14 protein-coding genes and 1 pseudogene are annotated in these 12,382 nt (G+C 48.0%); 10 read left to right on the top strand and 5 right to left on the bottom strand.

The window, feature by feature from the left end; all coding sequences use genetic code 11:
* The first annotated feature begins 15 nt into the window (after nucleotides 1–15).
* The 4 genes from CWE15_RS10055 to CWE15_RS11950 are packed head-to-tail and all read left to right on the top strand — an operon-like array spanning nucleotide 16 to nucleotide 1,630.
* Nucleotides 16–216, top strand: coding sequence for a copper resistance protein CopC (locus CWE15_RS10055; protein WP_241971888.1), 201 nt, complete (start codon nucleotides 16–18; stop codon nucleotides 214–216).
* A gap of 27 nt (nucleotides 217–243) precedes the next feature.
* Complete coding sequence (locus tag CWE15_RS10050) at nucleotides 244–594, top strand: copper resistance CopC family protein (protein ID WP_006956248.1); 351 nt, start codon at nucleotides 244–246, stop codon at nucleotides 592–594.
* Nucleotides 591–1,439 carry a copper resistance D family protein gene (locus CWE15_RS10045; RefSeq protein WP_241971887.1) on the top strand — a complete coding sequence of 283 codons (849 nt, stop codon included), beginning with the start codon at nucleotides 591–593 and terminating at the stop codon, nucleotides 1,437–1,439. Before CWE15_RS10050 ends, CWE15_RS10045 begins: the two co-directional genes overlap by 4 nt.
* A gap of 17 nt (nucleotides 1,440–1,456) precedes the next feature.
* The gene (locus CWE15_RS11950; RefSeq protein ID WP_157980750.1) at nucleotides 1,457–1,630 is read left to right on the top strand and encodes a hypothetical protein; all 174 of its coding nucleotides are present in this window, start codon (nucleotides 1,457–1,459) and stop codon (nucleotides 1,628–1,630) included.
* On the opposite strand, the pseudogene CWE15_RS12060 reads toward CWE15_RS11950, so the two are convergent.
* Nucleotides 1,623–2,778, bottom strand: a pseudogene (locus CWE15_RS12060) (IS3 family transposase). The gene CWE15_RS11950 and the pseudogene CWE15_RS12060 overlap by 8 nt on opposite strands.
* Before the next feature lie 202 nt (nucleotides 2,779–2,980).
* On the opposite strand from CWE15_RS12060, the gene CWE15_RS10025 reads away from it, so the two are divergent.
* From CWE15_RS10025 to CWE15_RS10010, 4 genes are all read left to right on the top strand, one after another.
* Complete coding sequence (locus CWE15_RS10025) at nucleotides 2,981–3,250, top strand: type II toxin-antitoxin system TacA family antitoxin (RefSeq protein ID WP_126757952.1); 270 nt, start codon at nucleotides 2,981–2,983, stop codon at nucleotides 3,248–3,250.
* On the top strand, nucleotides 3,247–3,780 hold the full coding sequence (locus CWE15_RS10020; protein WP_126757951.1) for a GNAT family N-acetyltransferase: 534 nt from the start codon (nucleotides 3,247–3,249) through the stop codon (nucleotides 3,778–3,780). Before CWE15_RS10025 ends, CWE15_RS10020 begins: the two co-directional genes overlap by 4 nt.
* Nucleotides 3,781–3,917: 137 nt before the next feature.
* Nucleotides 3,918–4,151 carry a hexameric tyrosine-coordinated heme protein gene (locus CWE15_RS10015; protein WP_126757950.1) on the top strand — a complete coding sequence of 78 codons (234 nt, stop codon included), beginning with the start codon at nucleotides 3,918–3,920 and terminating at the stop codon, nucleotides 4,149–4,151.
* Between the two features lie 56 nt (nucleotides 4,152–4,207).
* Entirely contained in the window at nucleotides 4,208–4,402 is a 195-nt protein-coding gene (locus CWE15_RS10010) for a hypothetical protein (protein WP_126757949.1), read from the top strand.
* Nucleotides 4,403–4,478: 76 nt separating this feature from the next.
* Here CWE15_RS10010 and fghA read toward each other — a convergent pair whose 3' ends face one another.
* Entirely contained in the window at nucleotides 4,479–5,318 is an 840-nt protein-coding gene (gene fghA / locus CWE15_RS10005; RefSeq protein WP_126757948.1) for an S-formylglutathione hydrolase, read from the bottom strand.
* Nucleotides 5,319–5,375: 57 nt separating this feature from the next.
* Nucleotides 5,376–6,506 carry an S-(hydroxymethyl)glutathione dehydrogenase/class III alcohol dehydrogenase gene (locus CWE15_RS10000; protein ID WP_126757947.1) on the bottom strand — a complete coding sequence of 377 codons (1,131 nt, stop codon included), beginning with the start codon at nucleotides 6,504–6,506 and terminating at the stop codon, nucleotides 5,376–5,378.
* A gap of 121 nt (nucleotides 6,507–6,627) precedes the next feature.
* On the opposite strand from CWE15_RS10000, the gene CWE15_RS09995 reads away from it, so the two are divergent.
* Both CWE15_RS09995 and CWE15_RS09990 read left to right on the top strand, forming a co-directional pair.
* Complete coding sequence (locus tag CWE15_RS09995; protein ID WP_126757946.1) at nucleotides 6,628–7,494, top strand: LysR family transcriptional regulator; 867 nt, start codon at nucleotides 6,628–6,630, stop codon at nucleotides 7,492–7,494.
* Between the two features lie 108 nt (nucleotides 7,495–7,602).
* Nucleotides 7,603–10,107, top strand: coding sequence for a bifunctional diguanylate cyclase/phosphodiesterase (locus CWE15_RS09990; protein WP_126757945.1), 2,505 nt, complete (start codon nucleotides 7,603–7,605; stop codon nucleotides 10,105–10,107).
* Here the strand turns inward: CWE15_RS09990 and CWE15_RS09985 are convergent.
* Nucleotides 10,056–11,336, bottom strand: coding sequence for a serine hydrolase domain-containing protein (locus CWE15_RS09985; protein ID WP_126757944.1), 1,281 nt, complete (start codon nucleotides 11,334–11,336; stop codon nucleotides 10,056–10,058). The genes CWE15_RS09990 and CWE15_RS09985 overlap by 52 nt on opposite strands.
* A complete protein-coding gene (locus CWE15_RS09980) occupies nucleotides 11,333–12,355 on the bottom strand; it encodes a M28 family peptidase (protein WP_126757943.1) in 1,023 nt (340 codons plus the stop codon). The genes CWE15_RS09985 and CWE15_RS09980 overlap by 4 nt, the downstream gene beginning before the upstream one ends.
* Nucleotides 12,356–12,382 lie beyond the last annotated feature (27 nt).

The following is a 12,382-nucleotide window of genomic DNA, read 5'->3' as shown; positions in this document are numbered from 1 at the left end:
TCATTCTCGGGGCCTGTGCGTTTAATTCAACTTAGCCTAAAAGATAAAGCGCAAAACGAAACTGCCCTAACTTTGCCATCGAGACGGCAAAGTGCAACAGAGTTTTCAATTCCGCTGCCTGAGCTAGCAGCTTCTGAATACACTGTGAACTGGATGGTTATGGGTGAAGACACCACAGAAACAGGCGTGATCCTTGGGGCCAGAGTTTGGTTTTAATTGATAATAAAACAAAGAGGAAACAACATGAAAAACGTACTTAAATTAGCCTTCGGTACCGCGTTATTTTTTAGTGCATGGGCCAGCGCTCACGTCGGCCTAACATCCAGTAGCCCGGAGGACGGTGCGACTTTGTCCGAGTCACCAACGGAAATTACGATGAATTTTTCCGGTGATGTTCGTCTGGCTAAAATTATGCTGCACTCAGATGACGGTAAAATGCATCCGCTGGACTTTTCGATGAGCATGACTCCCAAAGCAGCGTACGAAATTGCTGTTAAAAACAATTTGGCGTCAGGTGGTTATACGGTTTATTGGACGGCAATGGGTGGGGACAGTCATAAAATATCGGGTGATTTTAGCTTTGAGGTGAAATGATGACCCTTTGGAGTGTGGCCAGCGTTTTAACGTTGGCCTTTATATTCTGGCTTAACGCGGTGATGACCGCCTCGCCTTATATCGTTTATTTGTCCGGTTTAAAAAAGCAGTCTGAACGAAAGAATAGCCTTGTTGCGTTGCTTCTATTACTGGCAAGCCTTCTGTATTTTTTTCTGAAAGTCGGTAGTTTTGCTGCTGAAGGCTTTGCCGGCATGATTGACACGACCTACATGCAGTTTATATGGACCGGCCCTATTGGGTTGTTCATCCAACTTCAGATAGCGGTTGCTATTGCTTGGATTGTTTACTCCGTTGTTAAGCTAAAACGTATAAAGTGGGTGCTATATGTTGTCGCCATTGGACTCATGGGATGGAGCTTTTTAAGTATTGGTCACGGCAGTGACGCCGTCTGGTGGGGAAAGCTAGCGCTTTTAACACACTTGTTAGTCGCTTGGGTTTGGTTCGGCAGTCTTAACTCATTGCGAAAGCTGGCAACGTCGGTACCGCTTGCTAAAGCGAAAGCCATTATGGAGCGTTTTGGTGTGCATATGTCTGCAGCGGTTCCAATACTCCTTATTGCGGGCTTGGTTATGTATCGTAGTGCAACCGGACAGTGGATACCAGAGCTGCCATTAACATCATACGACACGGTATTGCTGACGAAGCTTGTGTTTGTGGCGTTGATTCTTCTTGTTGCCGCACGGCATAAATTAAAGCTGGTACCCCAGTTGAATAATGAGTCGGCTGCGAAGCGACTGAAGCAATCGATAACGGTAGAAATGGTATTGGCTGTCACTATTTTTATCCTGGCCTCTGCGCTAAGCAGCGCGTTTTCCCCCGGTTAATGTAAGGAATAAGAAGAATGAAATTACTTGTGAGTGTTTTTATGGTTTCGGTAATGTTTATTTCAGCGCCCAGTAGCGCCGAAAAACTATCTGAGCCGACCGCTGTGCTTGATGCATTTCGAACTGCTTTAACTGAAGGTGACACGGAGGTCGTTAAAGACGTGCTTTCCGATGATGTGCTGGTCAACTAAAACCGGACACTTTTCTTAGCGTGTTTTCATAATCTACCGGTGACATATCACCATTAGCAGTATGCAACCGCTCCAAGTTGTAATAGCGCATGTAAGCCGCCACATCTGCCTTCATGTGCTCGCGGGTTGGCTGAGGTACTTTATACAGCCAATCGTGTTTTAAACTACCAAAGAAGCGCTCGACGACGGCGTTATCCCAACAAGCTCCCACATCTCCCATACTTCCCCGCATCTTGTAGCTGTGAAGCAATTTGCGAAAGCGCTTGCTGGTGTACTGTGAGCCTCTGTCACTGTGAAACACCAGCCCTGCCGGCGGCTGTCTGAGGTTGTAAGCTTTAGCCAACGCTTTGCATACTAAGTCGGTGGTTATGCGCTTATCCATATGCCACCCGACAATGCGTCGCGAGTACAAGTCCATAACGACCGCTAGGTACATCCAGCCCTCGGCAGTGCGGCAGTAGGTTACATCGCCCGCACAAACTTCATTGGGCCCAGTTGGGTTAAAGTTTTGATTCAGTAGGTTGTTAGCAACAGTGTCAGTATGTTTGCGCTTCGTTTCACTTTATAGGCTACCCGCTGACGCACGATAAGCTTCATTTGCTTCATCAGCTTACGTACTCTATAGCGACCGATTTCATAGCCTTCTCCACGCAGCTTCTTCATCATCTCTCGGTTGCCCAGACTTTCTCGGCTGAGTTCAAAAAGCTTTTTCATGCGTCGACGCATTTTGAGCTCTTGGGCCGGAATCAACTTACCTGGGCGCTGTTTCCAGCCATAAAATGCTGAGCGGCTTACGCCCATTACCTGGCACAAGACTGTGACCGGATAATACGTTGATTCACACATGATGAAATCAAACTTTACTTCATTTCTTTCGCAAAGAAGGCTGACGCCTTTTTTAAAATTTCCTTTTCCATCCGTAGGTTACGGTTTTCTTCTTCAAGCTCTTTTAAGCGGCACACATCGGACGCTTCCATACCGCCATATTTTTCGCGCCACTTATAAAATGTTGAATTGTCGATGCCGTACTTACGGCAGAGGTCTTTGATCGGCATGCCGACTTTAGCTTCTTTCAAAATCGCCACAATTTGGCTTTCAGTCTTTCGTTTGCTCATCGTAAAACTCCTTTGCTTTAGCTTAAAAGAAATTCTACGAGTAATCTGTATTATTTTACGGGGTAGTTACAGCTATCGCTTCATTGTTTCACAAAAAAACCTCCACAGTATGGGCAGGTGAGCTTGGTCGTTATATTCTTTCTCGCTCCGTAAAACTTCCGTACAAATTGAATGTGCTTTAAGTTTGCACTATAATCTCCAGAGTTACGGAATGTATCCGTACATAGGAGGGGTTATGGCAACGGCACGTTTAGATATCCGCCTTGATGAAGAGATCAAGGCAAAAGCCGAAAAAGCATCGGCTTTACTTGGTTTAAAAAGTCTTACTGAATATGTTGTGAGACTTATGGACGAAGATGCGACTCATGTTATTGAGGAGCATGAAAGTATTATGGTCAAAGACAACGTATTTGACGAGTTTATGGCTGCGTGTAATAAAGCGAAAGCTCCGAATCAAGCTTTGCTTGATGCTGCCAAATTTACAGATGAGAGTGGCATTAAGTGAGTTGGGGTAAAGAGTTCGTAGAGCTTAGTAAATCAAAGCATGACCGCAACTCATTTGATTGTGGTGAGCAAGAGTTAAACAGATTTATCAAAACTCAAGCTGCAAAGCACATGCAAGCAGGCATCAGCCGAACAATGGTTTTACCTAGTGCTCAACCAATGCTAAATCAAAAGTTCGCTATTTGTGCATTTTATAGTGTTGCACCGAGCTCAATTAGCAGAGAGACATTACCGGTACCACTAGCAAAGAAACTTCCTAGATATCCAATCCCTGTTTTTCTTTTGGCTCAATTAGCGGTGCACAAAGAGTTTCATGGCTCTGGGCTCGGAAAGGTTAGTCTTATTCGTGCCCTGAAATACTTGTGGGAGGTTAACAATCACATGCGGGCATACGCAATTGTTGTGGACTGTCTTACAGACTCCGCTCAAGCGTTCTATACGAAGTTTGGCTTTGAAGTATTGTGTGAACATAATGGGCATATTCGTATGTTCTTACCAATGAAGACGGTAGAACAACTTTTTAATCAATAGGCTATGAATATAACGAAGCTTAGATTCAACTAATAAGTGCAACAACCCCACGTTCCTAAACTGCCGTGAGCTTTCTGAAATACCTGCTATATTTTGAATAGGCATTAAAAAGGTATATTCATAAACAGGAGCACAATATGGCAGACGCATGGTTAACTTCTCTTATTACAAAAACACCGCAGGAAGGTTATGAGCTGGCTACTACGTTAAGCCGTCGTGGTGTGAAATACACGCAGCCTGATCCAGACGTATTGCACAAATTACGCCCGGAGTATGCGAATTCGGCGGATGGTTTAACGGCGGCTTCGCATGTGATTGCGTTGAACTTTCAAACGGTGGCTGCGGCGAATAACTATTGGCGTGACGCATGATGAAGCACTACTTTTAAGTGATACTTAAGGTTTGTTGACTTAAATGTTGAGGGGATATGATGGAGCCATCAAATATGGTGGAATGGGCTGTATATATTGGGATCGCACTTTTAGTCTTCTCTGTTATTACAGGATTTGACGACGTTATCTCTAAATTTGCAAGTGGCTCGCCAACCAAAAAAGACTTATTAGCAAAAGTTGATGAATTGGAAAAGCGCGTGAGCGCACTTGAAAGCGCAAGCAAACACTAAGAAAAAAGCCCCGCGCATTGACACGTGGGGCTTTTGGCTTTGTGACACTCGAGTTAGCTTCTCTTACTTACCTAGATTACTTAGCTAAATGCTCTGCGTGGAAGCGCAGGTGTTCGTCGATGAAGCTTGAGATGAAGTAGTAGCTGTGGTCGTACCCTTCATGAATGTTTAGCTCAAGTGGGTAACCGCTTGCTTCGGCTGCTTGCTTCAGTGCTTCTGGGGTGAGCTGCTCTTCTAAGAAGTTGTCAGCACCGCCTTGGTCAACTTTTACCGGCAAGAAGTTGGTTGCTTTACGCATTAACTCGCTTGCGTCGTATGCTTCCCATGTTTCCTTGTTGGTGCCTAAGTAGGCAGTCAGCGCCTTTTGACCCCAAGGAACATTGATGGGGTTACAAATGGGGCTAAACGCCGACATAGACGTGTAACGCTCAGGGTTGTGCATACCAATAACAAGGGCACCGTGCCCGCCCATGGAGTGGCCGCTAATTGCGCGCTTGTCCGTCACTGGGAAGTTGGCTTCAATCAGCTCTGGTAGTTCGTTCACAATGTAGTCGTACATGTGGTAGTGCTTGTTCCACGGAGCTTCTGTGGCGTTCACATAGAAGCCTGCGCCTTGCCCTAGATCGTAGCCGTCGTCGTTGGCTACGTCGTCACCACGGGGGCTGGTGTCGGGGGCCACGATGGCTATGCCGAGTTCAGCCGCCATGCGCATAGCGCCTGCTTTTTGCATGAAGTTTTCGTCGGTGCAGGTAAGCCCTGAAAGCCAGTACAACACGGGTACTTTGGCGCCACTTGCTACCTGTGGTGGCAAGTAAATTGCGAACTGCATAGCGCAGTTTAACGTGCTTGAGTCATGGCTGTATTGCTTATGCCAGCCACCAAATACTTTATTACCACTTACATTTTTAATCGACATGGTTTTACCTCAATAGGAAACCCCGCAGGCATGCTGCGGGGAGTGAATCAGGAGTGGTTACTTATTGAAGTGAACCACAGAGCGAATGCTTTCACCCTTATGCATGAGTTCGAACGACTCATTAATTTGTTCGAGCGACATGTTGTGAGTAATGAAGTCGCTTAGTTTAAATTCGCCTGCTAAGTAGCGTTCAACGTACTCTGGCAACTCGGTGCGACCTTTTACGCCACCGAAAGCAGAGCCACGCCAAACACGGCCTGTTACTAATTGGAATGGGCGCGTAGATATTTCTTGGCCAGCACCGGCAACACCGATAATAACCGACTCGCCCCAGCCTTTGTGTGCACACTCTAGCGCAGAGCGCATGAGGTTGACGTTACCCACACACTCGAAGGAGTAGTCTACACCACCGTCGGTGAGTTCAACGATGACGTCTTGAATTGGCTTGTCGTAGTCGTTCGGGTTAATGCAGTCGGTTGCGCCAAGCTTTTTCGCTAGGTCGAATTTGGCTTCGTTAATGTCAATGGCAATGATACGGCTGGCTTTGGCCATAGCGGCACCAATAATAGCGGACAGGCCAATACCACCTAAGCCGAAAATAGCTACCGTAGCGCCTTCTTCAACTTTTGCCGTATTGTTCACTGCACCAATACCCGTCGTCACACCACAACCGAGTAAGCATACTTCTTCAAGTGGGGCTTCTTTGTTTACTTTGGCAAGTGAAATTTCTGGAAGCACCGTGTACTCAGAGAAGGTAGAGCAACCCATGTAGTGGTAAATTGGTTTGCCGTCTTTATAGAAACGGGTGGTGCCGTCGGGCATTAAACCTTTACCTTGGGTTTCACGAATTTTCTGGCACAGGTTGGTTTTGCCGGACAAGCAGAACTTACACTCGCCACATTCTGGGGTATAGAGTGGAATAACGTGGTCGCCAACTTCAACGCTGGTGACACCTTCACCGACTTGTTCAACAATACCACCACCTTCGTGGCCTAAAATGGCTGGGAATACACCTTCAGGGTCATCACCAGACAGGGTGAATGCGTCGGTATGACAGACACCGGTAGCGACAATGCGTACTAGCACTTCGCCTTTGCGCGGTAGCATCACGTCGACTTCTTCAATAGACAGTGGCTCACCTGGGCCCCAGGCTACAGCGGCTCTGGACTTAATAAATTTATCGGTCATAAGGGTCTTCCTTCGTTGAGTTGTGCTTCAATGTTTCTAAGCGATGATTTAAGTATAGACCTATTCTTGCAAGAGATAATTTAGCTATAATGCAATACACTTTTACTGTGGAGTAATAATAGTGCAATGGGAAGGTATTTCTGAATTTGTGGCGGTTGCTGAAACCGAAAGCTTTACCCAATCAGGCCGACAGCTTGCTATTTCGACGGCTCAGGTGAGCCGGCAAGTGAGCGCGCTTGAAAAGCGCTTGCGTACCAAGCTGTTTTACCGGACAACCCGTAAAGTGACTTTAACGGAAGAAGGGCGCTTGTTCTATCAGCACTGCCGTAGCGTGCTCGATGGGCTTGATGCAGCGGAACGAGCGATTACCCGTTTGCAGTCTAGGCCTCAAGGGAAAGTAAAACTCACTGCCCCCGTTGCTTACGGAGAAAAACACATACTGCCTTTGGTGAACGACTTTGTTCAAAAGTACAGCGACGTAGAAGTAGAAGCTTACTTGAGTAACCGCCAGATAGACTTAGTGGACGAGGGCTATGATCTTGCCGTTCGCATAGGCCGGCTTGACGACTCTACTATGATGGCCCGCAAACTGAGCAAACGAACCAATTATGTATGTGCCGCGCCGGAGTATTTAAATACTTTTGGTACGCCCCACTCTATAGCCGAGTTGGCGCAGCACAAATGCCTACTTGGAACGCCAGACCATTGGCAGTTTAGTGAAGGGGGGCGTGAGCGGCGTGTGCGTATGACAGGAAGACTGCGTTACAACAATGGTTACAGTTTAACCGACGCAGCTTTAAAAGGGTTAGGGATTGCGCAGCTGCCTGACTATTATGTCGAGCATCATATAGAAACAGGGGCGCTTGTTAGTATACTGGACCATAAGCGGGCAGAAGATGAGCACATTTGGGTGGTTTATCCCCATAATCGGCATCTGTCGCCGAAAATACGAATGTTAGTGGATTTTTTCTTAAGTGCCTTAAAGTGAAGTGTTTGTAACCGCTTGATTACAATAAGAAGTTAAAAGCTCGCAGTGAGCTACAAAGTCATGTATTTTAATAACACTACTTAGCTTGTGTTGCAGCCAAGGAACTCTATGAGTGTATTGCCCTTCGTAACTGAATTTCACGACTTGAGTTTAGCCTACCAAGGCCACCATAAACCTTGGCTGGTGGCCTTGTCTCTGTTTATGGCCATTTTGGCCGCCTTCGCTAGTATGTTTCATACGGATATTATGCGCGCAGCAAAGTCGACTGCGCAGCGTAATTTTTGGCATTTAAGTGGTTCAGTCGCGATGGGGCTTGGCATTTGGGCTATGCACTTTATTGGCATGGTCAGTTATCGTATTGACGTTCCTATTTTTTACACGCCCACATTAACTGCGATTTCTGTTATTCCGGCAGTGCTTGCCGCGTGGGTAACCTTAGCTATTCTATACCGTCGAATAAACTCTTGGTGGTCCACCATTGGCGGTGGCGTGTTGATGGGAGCTGGTATTGGGACCATGCACTACACAGGCATGGCGGCCATGGAAACCGTCGCTGAAATGCGCTACGTACCAAACTGGTTTTTTGCTTCCATTGTTGTGGCTATTGTTATGGCAGTACTGGCCCTTGCTATTCGTTCTGTCCTGAAGCCCTATATTCAGCACCGTCGCTTACGTATTAGCTTAAGTGCTGTGGTCATGGGCTTAGCCGTTGCCAGTATGCATTACACAGCAATGCACGCCACTGTGTTCTTCCCAAATACCAATGCATCCTCTATAGCGGTCAGTGGGGCAAGTTCCAGTGACTTGGTGATGAGCACCTTAATTGTTGCCATGTTTATTGTGGTAATAAGCACCGTAGTGGTGGTTCTGATAAACAAACAAAAATCCCTTGAGCAGACAGCGGAGCAACGCGGGCAGAAGGTACAAGAGCTGACCGATAGGCTGCACCGCATTGCCGACCGAGTTCCTGGTATGGTGTACCAGTTATCGCGGGATGAGCACGGGGTGTTGTCGTTCAATTATATAAGTAGTGCGTCTAAGCAGCTGTTTGGGGTTGCGCCAGAAGACGCCCTTGAAAACCCGAGTGTCATCCTGCAGTTGGTACCAGCGCAGCAGCGGCTAGCTATTTTTGAAAGCTTGAATAAAAGCGCTTTTAACTTAACTCCATGGAAGTATGAATTCCCCGTGGAATTAGAACCTGGCTCTAGGAAGTGGCTTGCTGCCACTGCTCAAGTTCAGCGAGAGCAAGATGGTGTTGTCAGCTGGAGTGGTTTTATTAGTGATGTAACAGATAAGAAGACTAATGAAGAGACTATTCAGCGGCTAGCTTTTTACGATAGCTTAACCCACCTGCCAAACCGACGTATGATCGTTCGTGAGCTGAATGAGCGCATTGCAGGTACTTTGGTGAGTGCACAAGGGGTGCTGCTTTGGAATATTAACCTTGACAACTTTAAGCGCATTAACGATGTGCACGGGCAAGAGCAAGGAGATGAACTGTTAAAAGCAGCGGCAAAGCGAATTCAAGGCTGTCTGATGAACGACATGCTGTTAGGGCGCCTGACTGCAGACGAGTTTATTATTGTGACCAGCATACCGAGCAACCAACAGGAAGATGAAGTTGCAGAGTCTTTAACCCAATGCATATTAGGGGCCTTGTCGGCACCATACAAGCTGCCAAAATTACGCCAGCAAGGGACGGCCAGTATTGGCTTTGTTTCAAGTTATGACAATGAAGTGTCTGCAGAAGAATTGCTACGTCGTTCTGACTTGGCTGTGCATCAAGCCAAGCGCCAGGGCGGGAATAAGTGGCTGAAGTATCATGAAGGAATTGAACAAGAAGTAAGTGAACTGTTCGCTTTAGAAAGTGACTTGCGCGAAGCGATAGGAACGGAAGAGTTGCAACTATACTACCAGTTGCAGGTGAATGATAAGCATGAATACATAGGCGCTGAAGCGCTAACGCGCTGGATTCATCCAGAGCGGGGGCTGGTTTCGCCTGGTGTGTTTATTCCCATTGCGGAAGAAAGCGGCTTGATCATTCCTATTGGCGAGTGGGTAATACGTACGGCATGCCTGCAGCTGGCTGCATGGGAGAAGCACGAAGAAACGAAGCACATTAGCATTTCAGTCAATGTGAGTGCGCGCCAGTTCTATCAGGACAACTTTGTTGATTTGGTATTAGCAGAAGTGGAGCAGGCGGGCATTAACCCGAAAATGTTGATGCTTGAGCTAACGGAAAGCCTAGTGCTTGAAGACATGGAGCTTGTGGTTGAGCAAATGTATGCGCTGAAAAAGCATGGAATTCGCTTTAGTATGGACGACTTCGGTACGGGGTACTCGTCACTTTCTTACCTGTCGACCTTGCCATTTGACGAGGTGAAAATTGACCAAGCCTTTATTCGTCGGGCGGCTTCGCCTGAGCATGTAAAAGACTGGTCTATTGTGGAGGCTATTATTGGCATTACCAAAAAGCTTCACATGGACGTCATTGCGGAAGGCGTAGAAACCACCGCTCAGCAAGAGCGCCTGCTGGCAAGTGGTTGCACCCGTTACCAAGGTTACCTTTTCAGTAAGCCTTCGCCTATTTCAAAACTCCCATTGCCTCGATAAAGCGGCAGTAGGCTAGACTCTTCCTGTTGAGCCTTGGGTGTTTTGCTGCGCGAGCGAATGCCGTGGTAGTAAGGTATCCACTGCTCGCGCTGTAAGCGGGGCAATATGTCGGCCCAAAAAGCCGTGCTGAGCTCGCTGATAACATTGCTTTCCGCGTTCATTAATATCAGCAAGCCTATGTCTTGTTCTGGAGAGTAGGCTATTTCAGCTCGAAAACCTTTCACCCAACCGCCGTGGTAAACAATGGAGTGTTGACCAAGGTCGTACAAACGCCAACCTAAACCATAATGGGCATTGGTGAGCAAGTGTCGCCAATTCCTTCTGCGTAAGTCGCGAGTAGTGCGAATGCGCGGCTGTCTGACGTCGTTTAATACGGGTTCGGGCATGACATCGGGCCTATGGCCTAGCTGTGCTATCACCCACTGGCTTAAGTCGCGGGCCGTAGTGTTAACTCCTGCCGCCGCCGGGAAATGATAGTAATGCTCTGTTACCTGGCGCTCGTACCAGCGATTGCGGCCCTTCACATGGGGGGCCGCACGGTTTTCACTGGCTAAATAGCCGTCGATGCCTACGGACGAATGCTGCATATTCAAAGGCTGGAAAATATAGTCCTGCAGCAACTGTTGGTAGCTGCGGCCTGTTGCGCTGCTTAGTACGTTTTCGATTAAATTAAACAGTACATTTTGGTATCCGTAGCACTGCCCTGGCTCGCACAAGGGGTTGAGCCGTTGGAAGTACGGAATAATTTGTTCTGAGCTGTAATTGGCTTCAATTAAGTTGTCGTAAGCGTTTGGCACAATGCCTACGGAGTGGGCCAGCAGGTGCTGCACTTCCACTTGAGCGCTCATGTCGGGGTTGGCAAAGGCAAACTCAGGGACGTATTGGGTTAGCGGGTCGCTCCAGTTAAACATCCCGTCGTGTTGTAGCCTCGCGGCTAAGCCTGCGGCAAAGGTTTTTGAAACTGAAGCGATGCGAAAAACCGTGTCGGCGGTGACAGGCTCTGTTGAAGACTGAGCACGCACGCCATAGCTATGGATATGCTGAATTTGGTTGCCCCGCACCACAGCAAAAACAGCCCCCGGCACCTTTTCTTCTGCTAAGCGGCGCTCAAACAGCTCGGTAAATTCCGGGTACAAAGGCACAGGGCTGTCGTGAGGGTGAATGTCAGCCACCACAGAGGCACTGAACAAAGTGCTAATGCCGAAAGCTGTCTTAGCGAACCAACTCATAATTTTTCAGCGAGCACACGGTCAATAAGAAGCAGGCTGCTTAAGCTGGCTTCGGCCGCCGCATGAAAGAAGTCTTCGTCTACACGGTCTGCTGTGTCGGTCGGTTGATGATAGTCCGCATGGTCCGCTACGCCAAAGTAAAGAAACGGTATACCCTGAGCATGGAAGGGCCCGTGATCTGAAGAGAAGGTCCAGTCTGGGGTATAGCCAGCTTTACGCGCAGGTCTGTCGTGGGCGAGAATCAGTTTCACCGCACTTTCTTGCTGTACGCGTTGCAGCAATGGGACCAGCCATGGGTTATGGTAGGAACCCACCGCAAACAGTGACTGCTGTGTGTCACGGCTTATCATGTCCATGTTAATGTTGAAGGCGACCTCTTTCGGGTTTAAAAGCTGCGTGGAGAAAAGCGCGCGAGCGCCTTTCAGGCCATTTTCTTCATGGTCTAGGGCCATCAACGCAATAGGGTGACGGTTCGGGTATTGCATCAGAAAACGGGCAAACTCGAGTAAGGCGGCAGTGCCCGAGGCATTGTCGTCGGCACCGTGGTATACCTTGCCGTCACGCACTCCTAAGTGGTCATAATGGGCGGTCACCACAATAGTGCGTAAAGGCTTGCCTTTTTTGTGCTCATTGCCAGGAATAATACCAATGACATTGGCCGTGGTACCAGAACGCTCTGTGCTAAAAGGGTGTAAATAACCTTCTGTACCGCCGGGCTCTAACCCAAGCTCTTGAAAACGCTGTACAATGTATTGTCGTGTGGCGTCGCCTTCAGGGCTGCCGGCCAGTCGGCCTTGGCGTTCAGGAGCGGCTAGCCAGCGCACATCTGCCATAAGCTGCTCTTTGCTTAAGCGTTGTGGGGCGTGCTCGGCAACGTGGCTCGGTGTGATGGCGGCAATACGCTCCGCCTCTTTTTCCGTTAGGTGCTTGTAGTACATAATGCGCCCAGGCCAAGCCACAAGCACCAGCAAAACGACCAAAGTAAACCAATATGCGAAATAACGACGTAACCAAGCCATGAAAAGTCTCTTTTAAGAATACAAAAA

It is taken from the genome of Aliidiomarina taiwanensis, assembly GCF_003987015.1.
In the GTDB taxonomy this organism is placed as follows: domain Bacteria; phylum Pseudomonadota; class Gammaproteobacteria; order Enterobacterales; family Alteromonadaceae; genus Aliidiomarina; species Aliidiomarina taiwanensis.
Note: the sequence above shows the minus strand (reverse complement) of the source record. Positions and strands in the feature narration are given on the sequence as shown.

What these genes read in the sequence shown, in the direction of transcription:
- CWE15_RS09985 (WP_126757944.1), bottom strand. Translation starts at nt 11,336, where the DNA reads ATGAGTTGGTTCGCTAAGACAGCTTTCGGCATTAGCACTTTGTTCAGT.
- CWE15_RS09980 (WP_126757943.1), bottom strand. Translation starts at nt 12,355, where the DNA reads ATGGCTTGGTTACGTCGTTATTTCGCATATTGGTTTACTTTGGTCGTT.
- CWE15_RS10025 (WP_126757952.1), top strand. Translation starts at nt 2,981, where the DNA reads ATGGCAACGGCACGTTTAGATATCCGCCTTGATGAAGAGATCAAGGCA.
- CWE15_RS10010 (WP_126757949.1), top strand. Translation starts at nt 4,208, where the DNA reads ATGATGGAGCCATCAAATATGGTGGAATGGGCTGTATATATTGGGATC.
- CWE15_RS10050 (WP_006956248.1), top strand. Translation starts at nt 244, where the DNA reads ATGAAAAACGTACTTAAATTAGCCTTCGGTACCGCGTTATTTTTTAGT.
- CWE15_RS10015 (WP_126757950.1), top strand. Translation starts at nt 3,918, where the DNA reads ATGGCAGACGCATGGTTAACTTCTCTTATTACAAAAACACCGCAGGAA.
- CWE15_RS11950 (WP_157980750.1), top strand. Translation starts at nt 1,457, where the DNA reads ATGAAATTACTTGTGAGTGTTTTTATGGTTTCGGTAATGTTTATTTCA.
- CWE15_RS10000 (WP_126757947.1), bottom strand. Translation starts at nt 6,506, where the DNA reads ATGACCGATAAATTTATTAAGTCCAGAGCCGCTGTAGCCTGGGGCCCA.
- CWE15_RS09990 (WP_126757945.1), top strand. Translation starts at nt 7,603, where the DNA reads ATGAGTGTATTGCCCTTCGTAACTGAATTTCACGACTTGAGTTTAGCC.
- fghA (WP_126757948.1), bottom strand. Translation starts at nt 5,318, where the DNA reads ATGTCGATTAAAAATGTAAGTGGTAATAAAGTATTTGGTGGCTGGCAT.
- CWE15_RS10045 (WP_241971887.1), top strand. Translation starts at nt 591, where the DNA reads ATGATGACCCTTTGGAGTGTGGCCAGCGTTTTAACGTTGGCCTTTATA.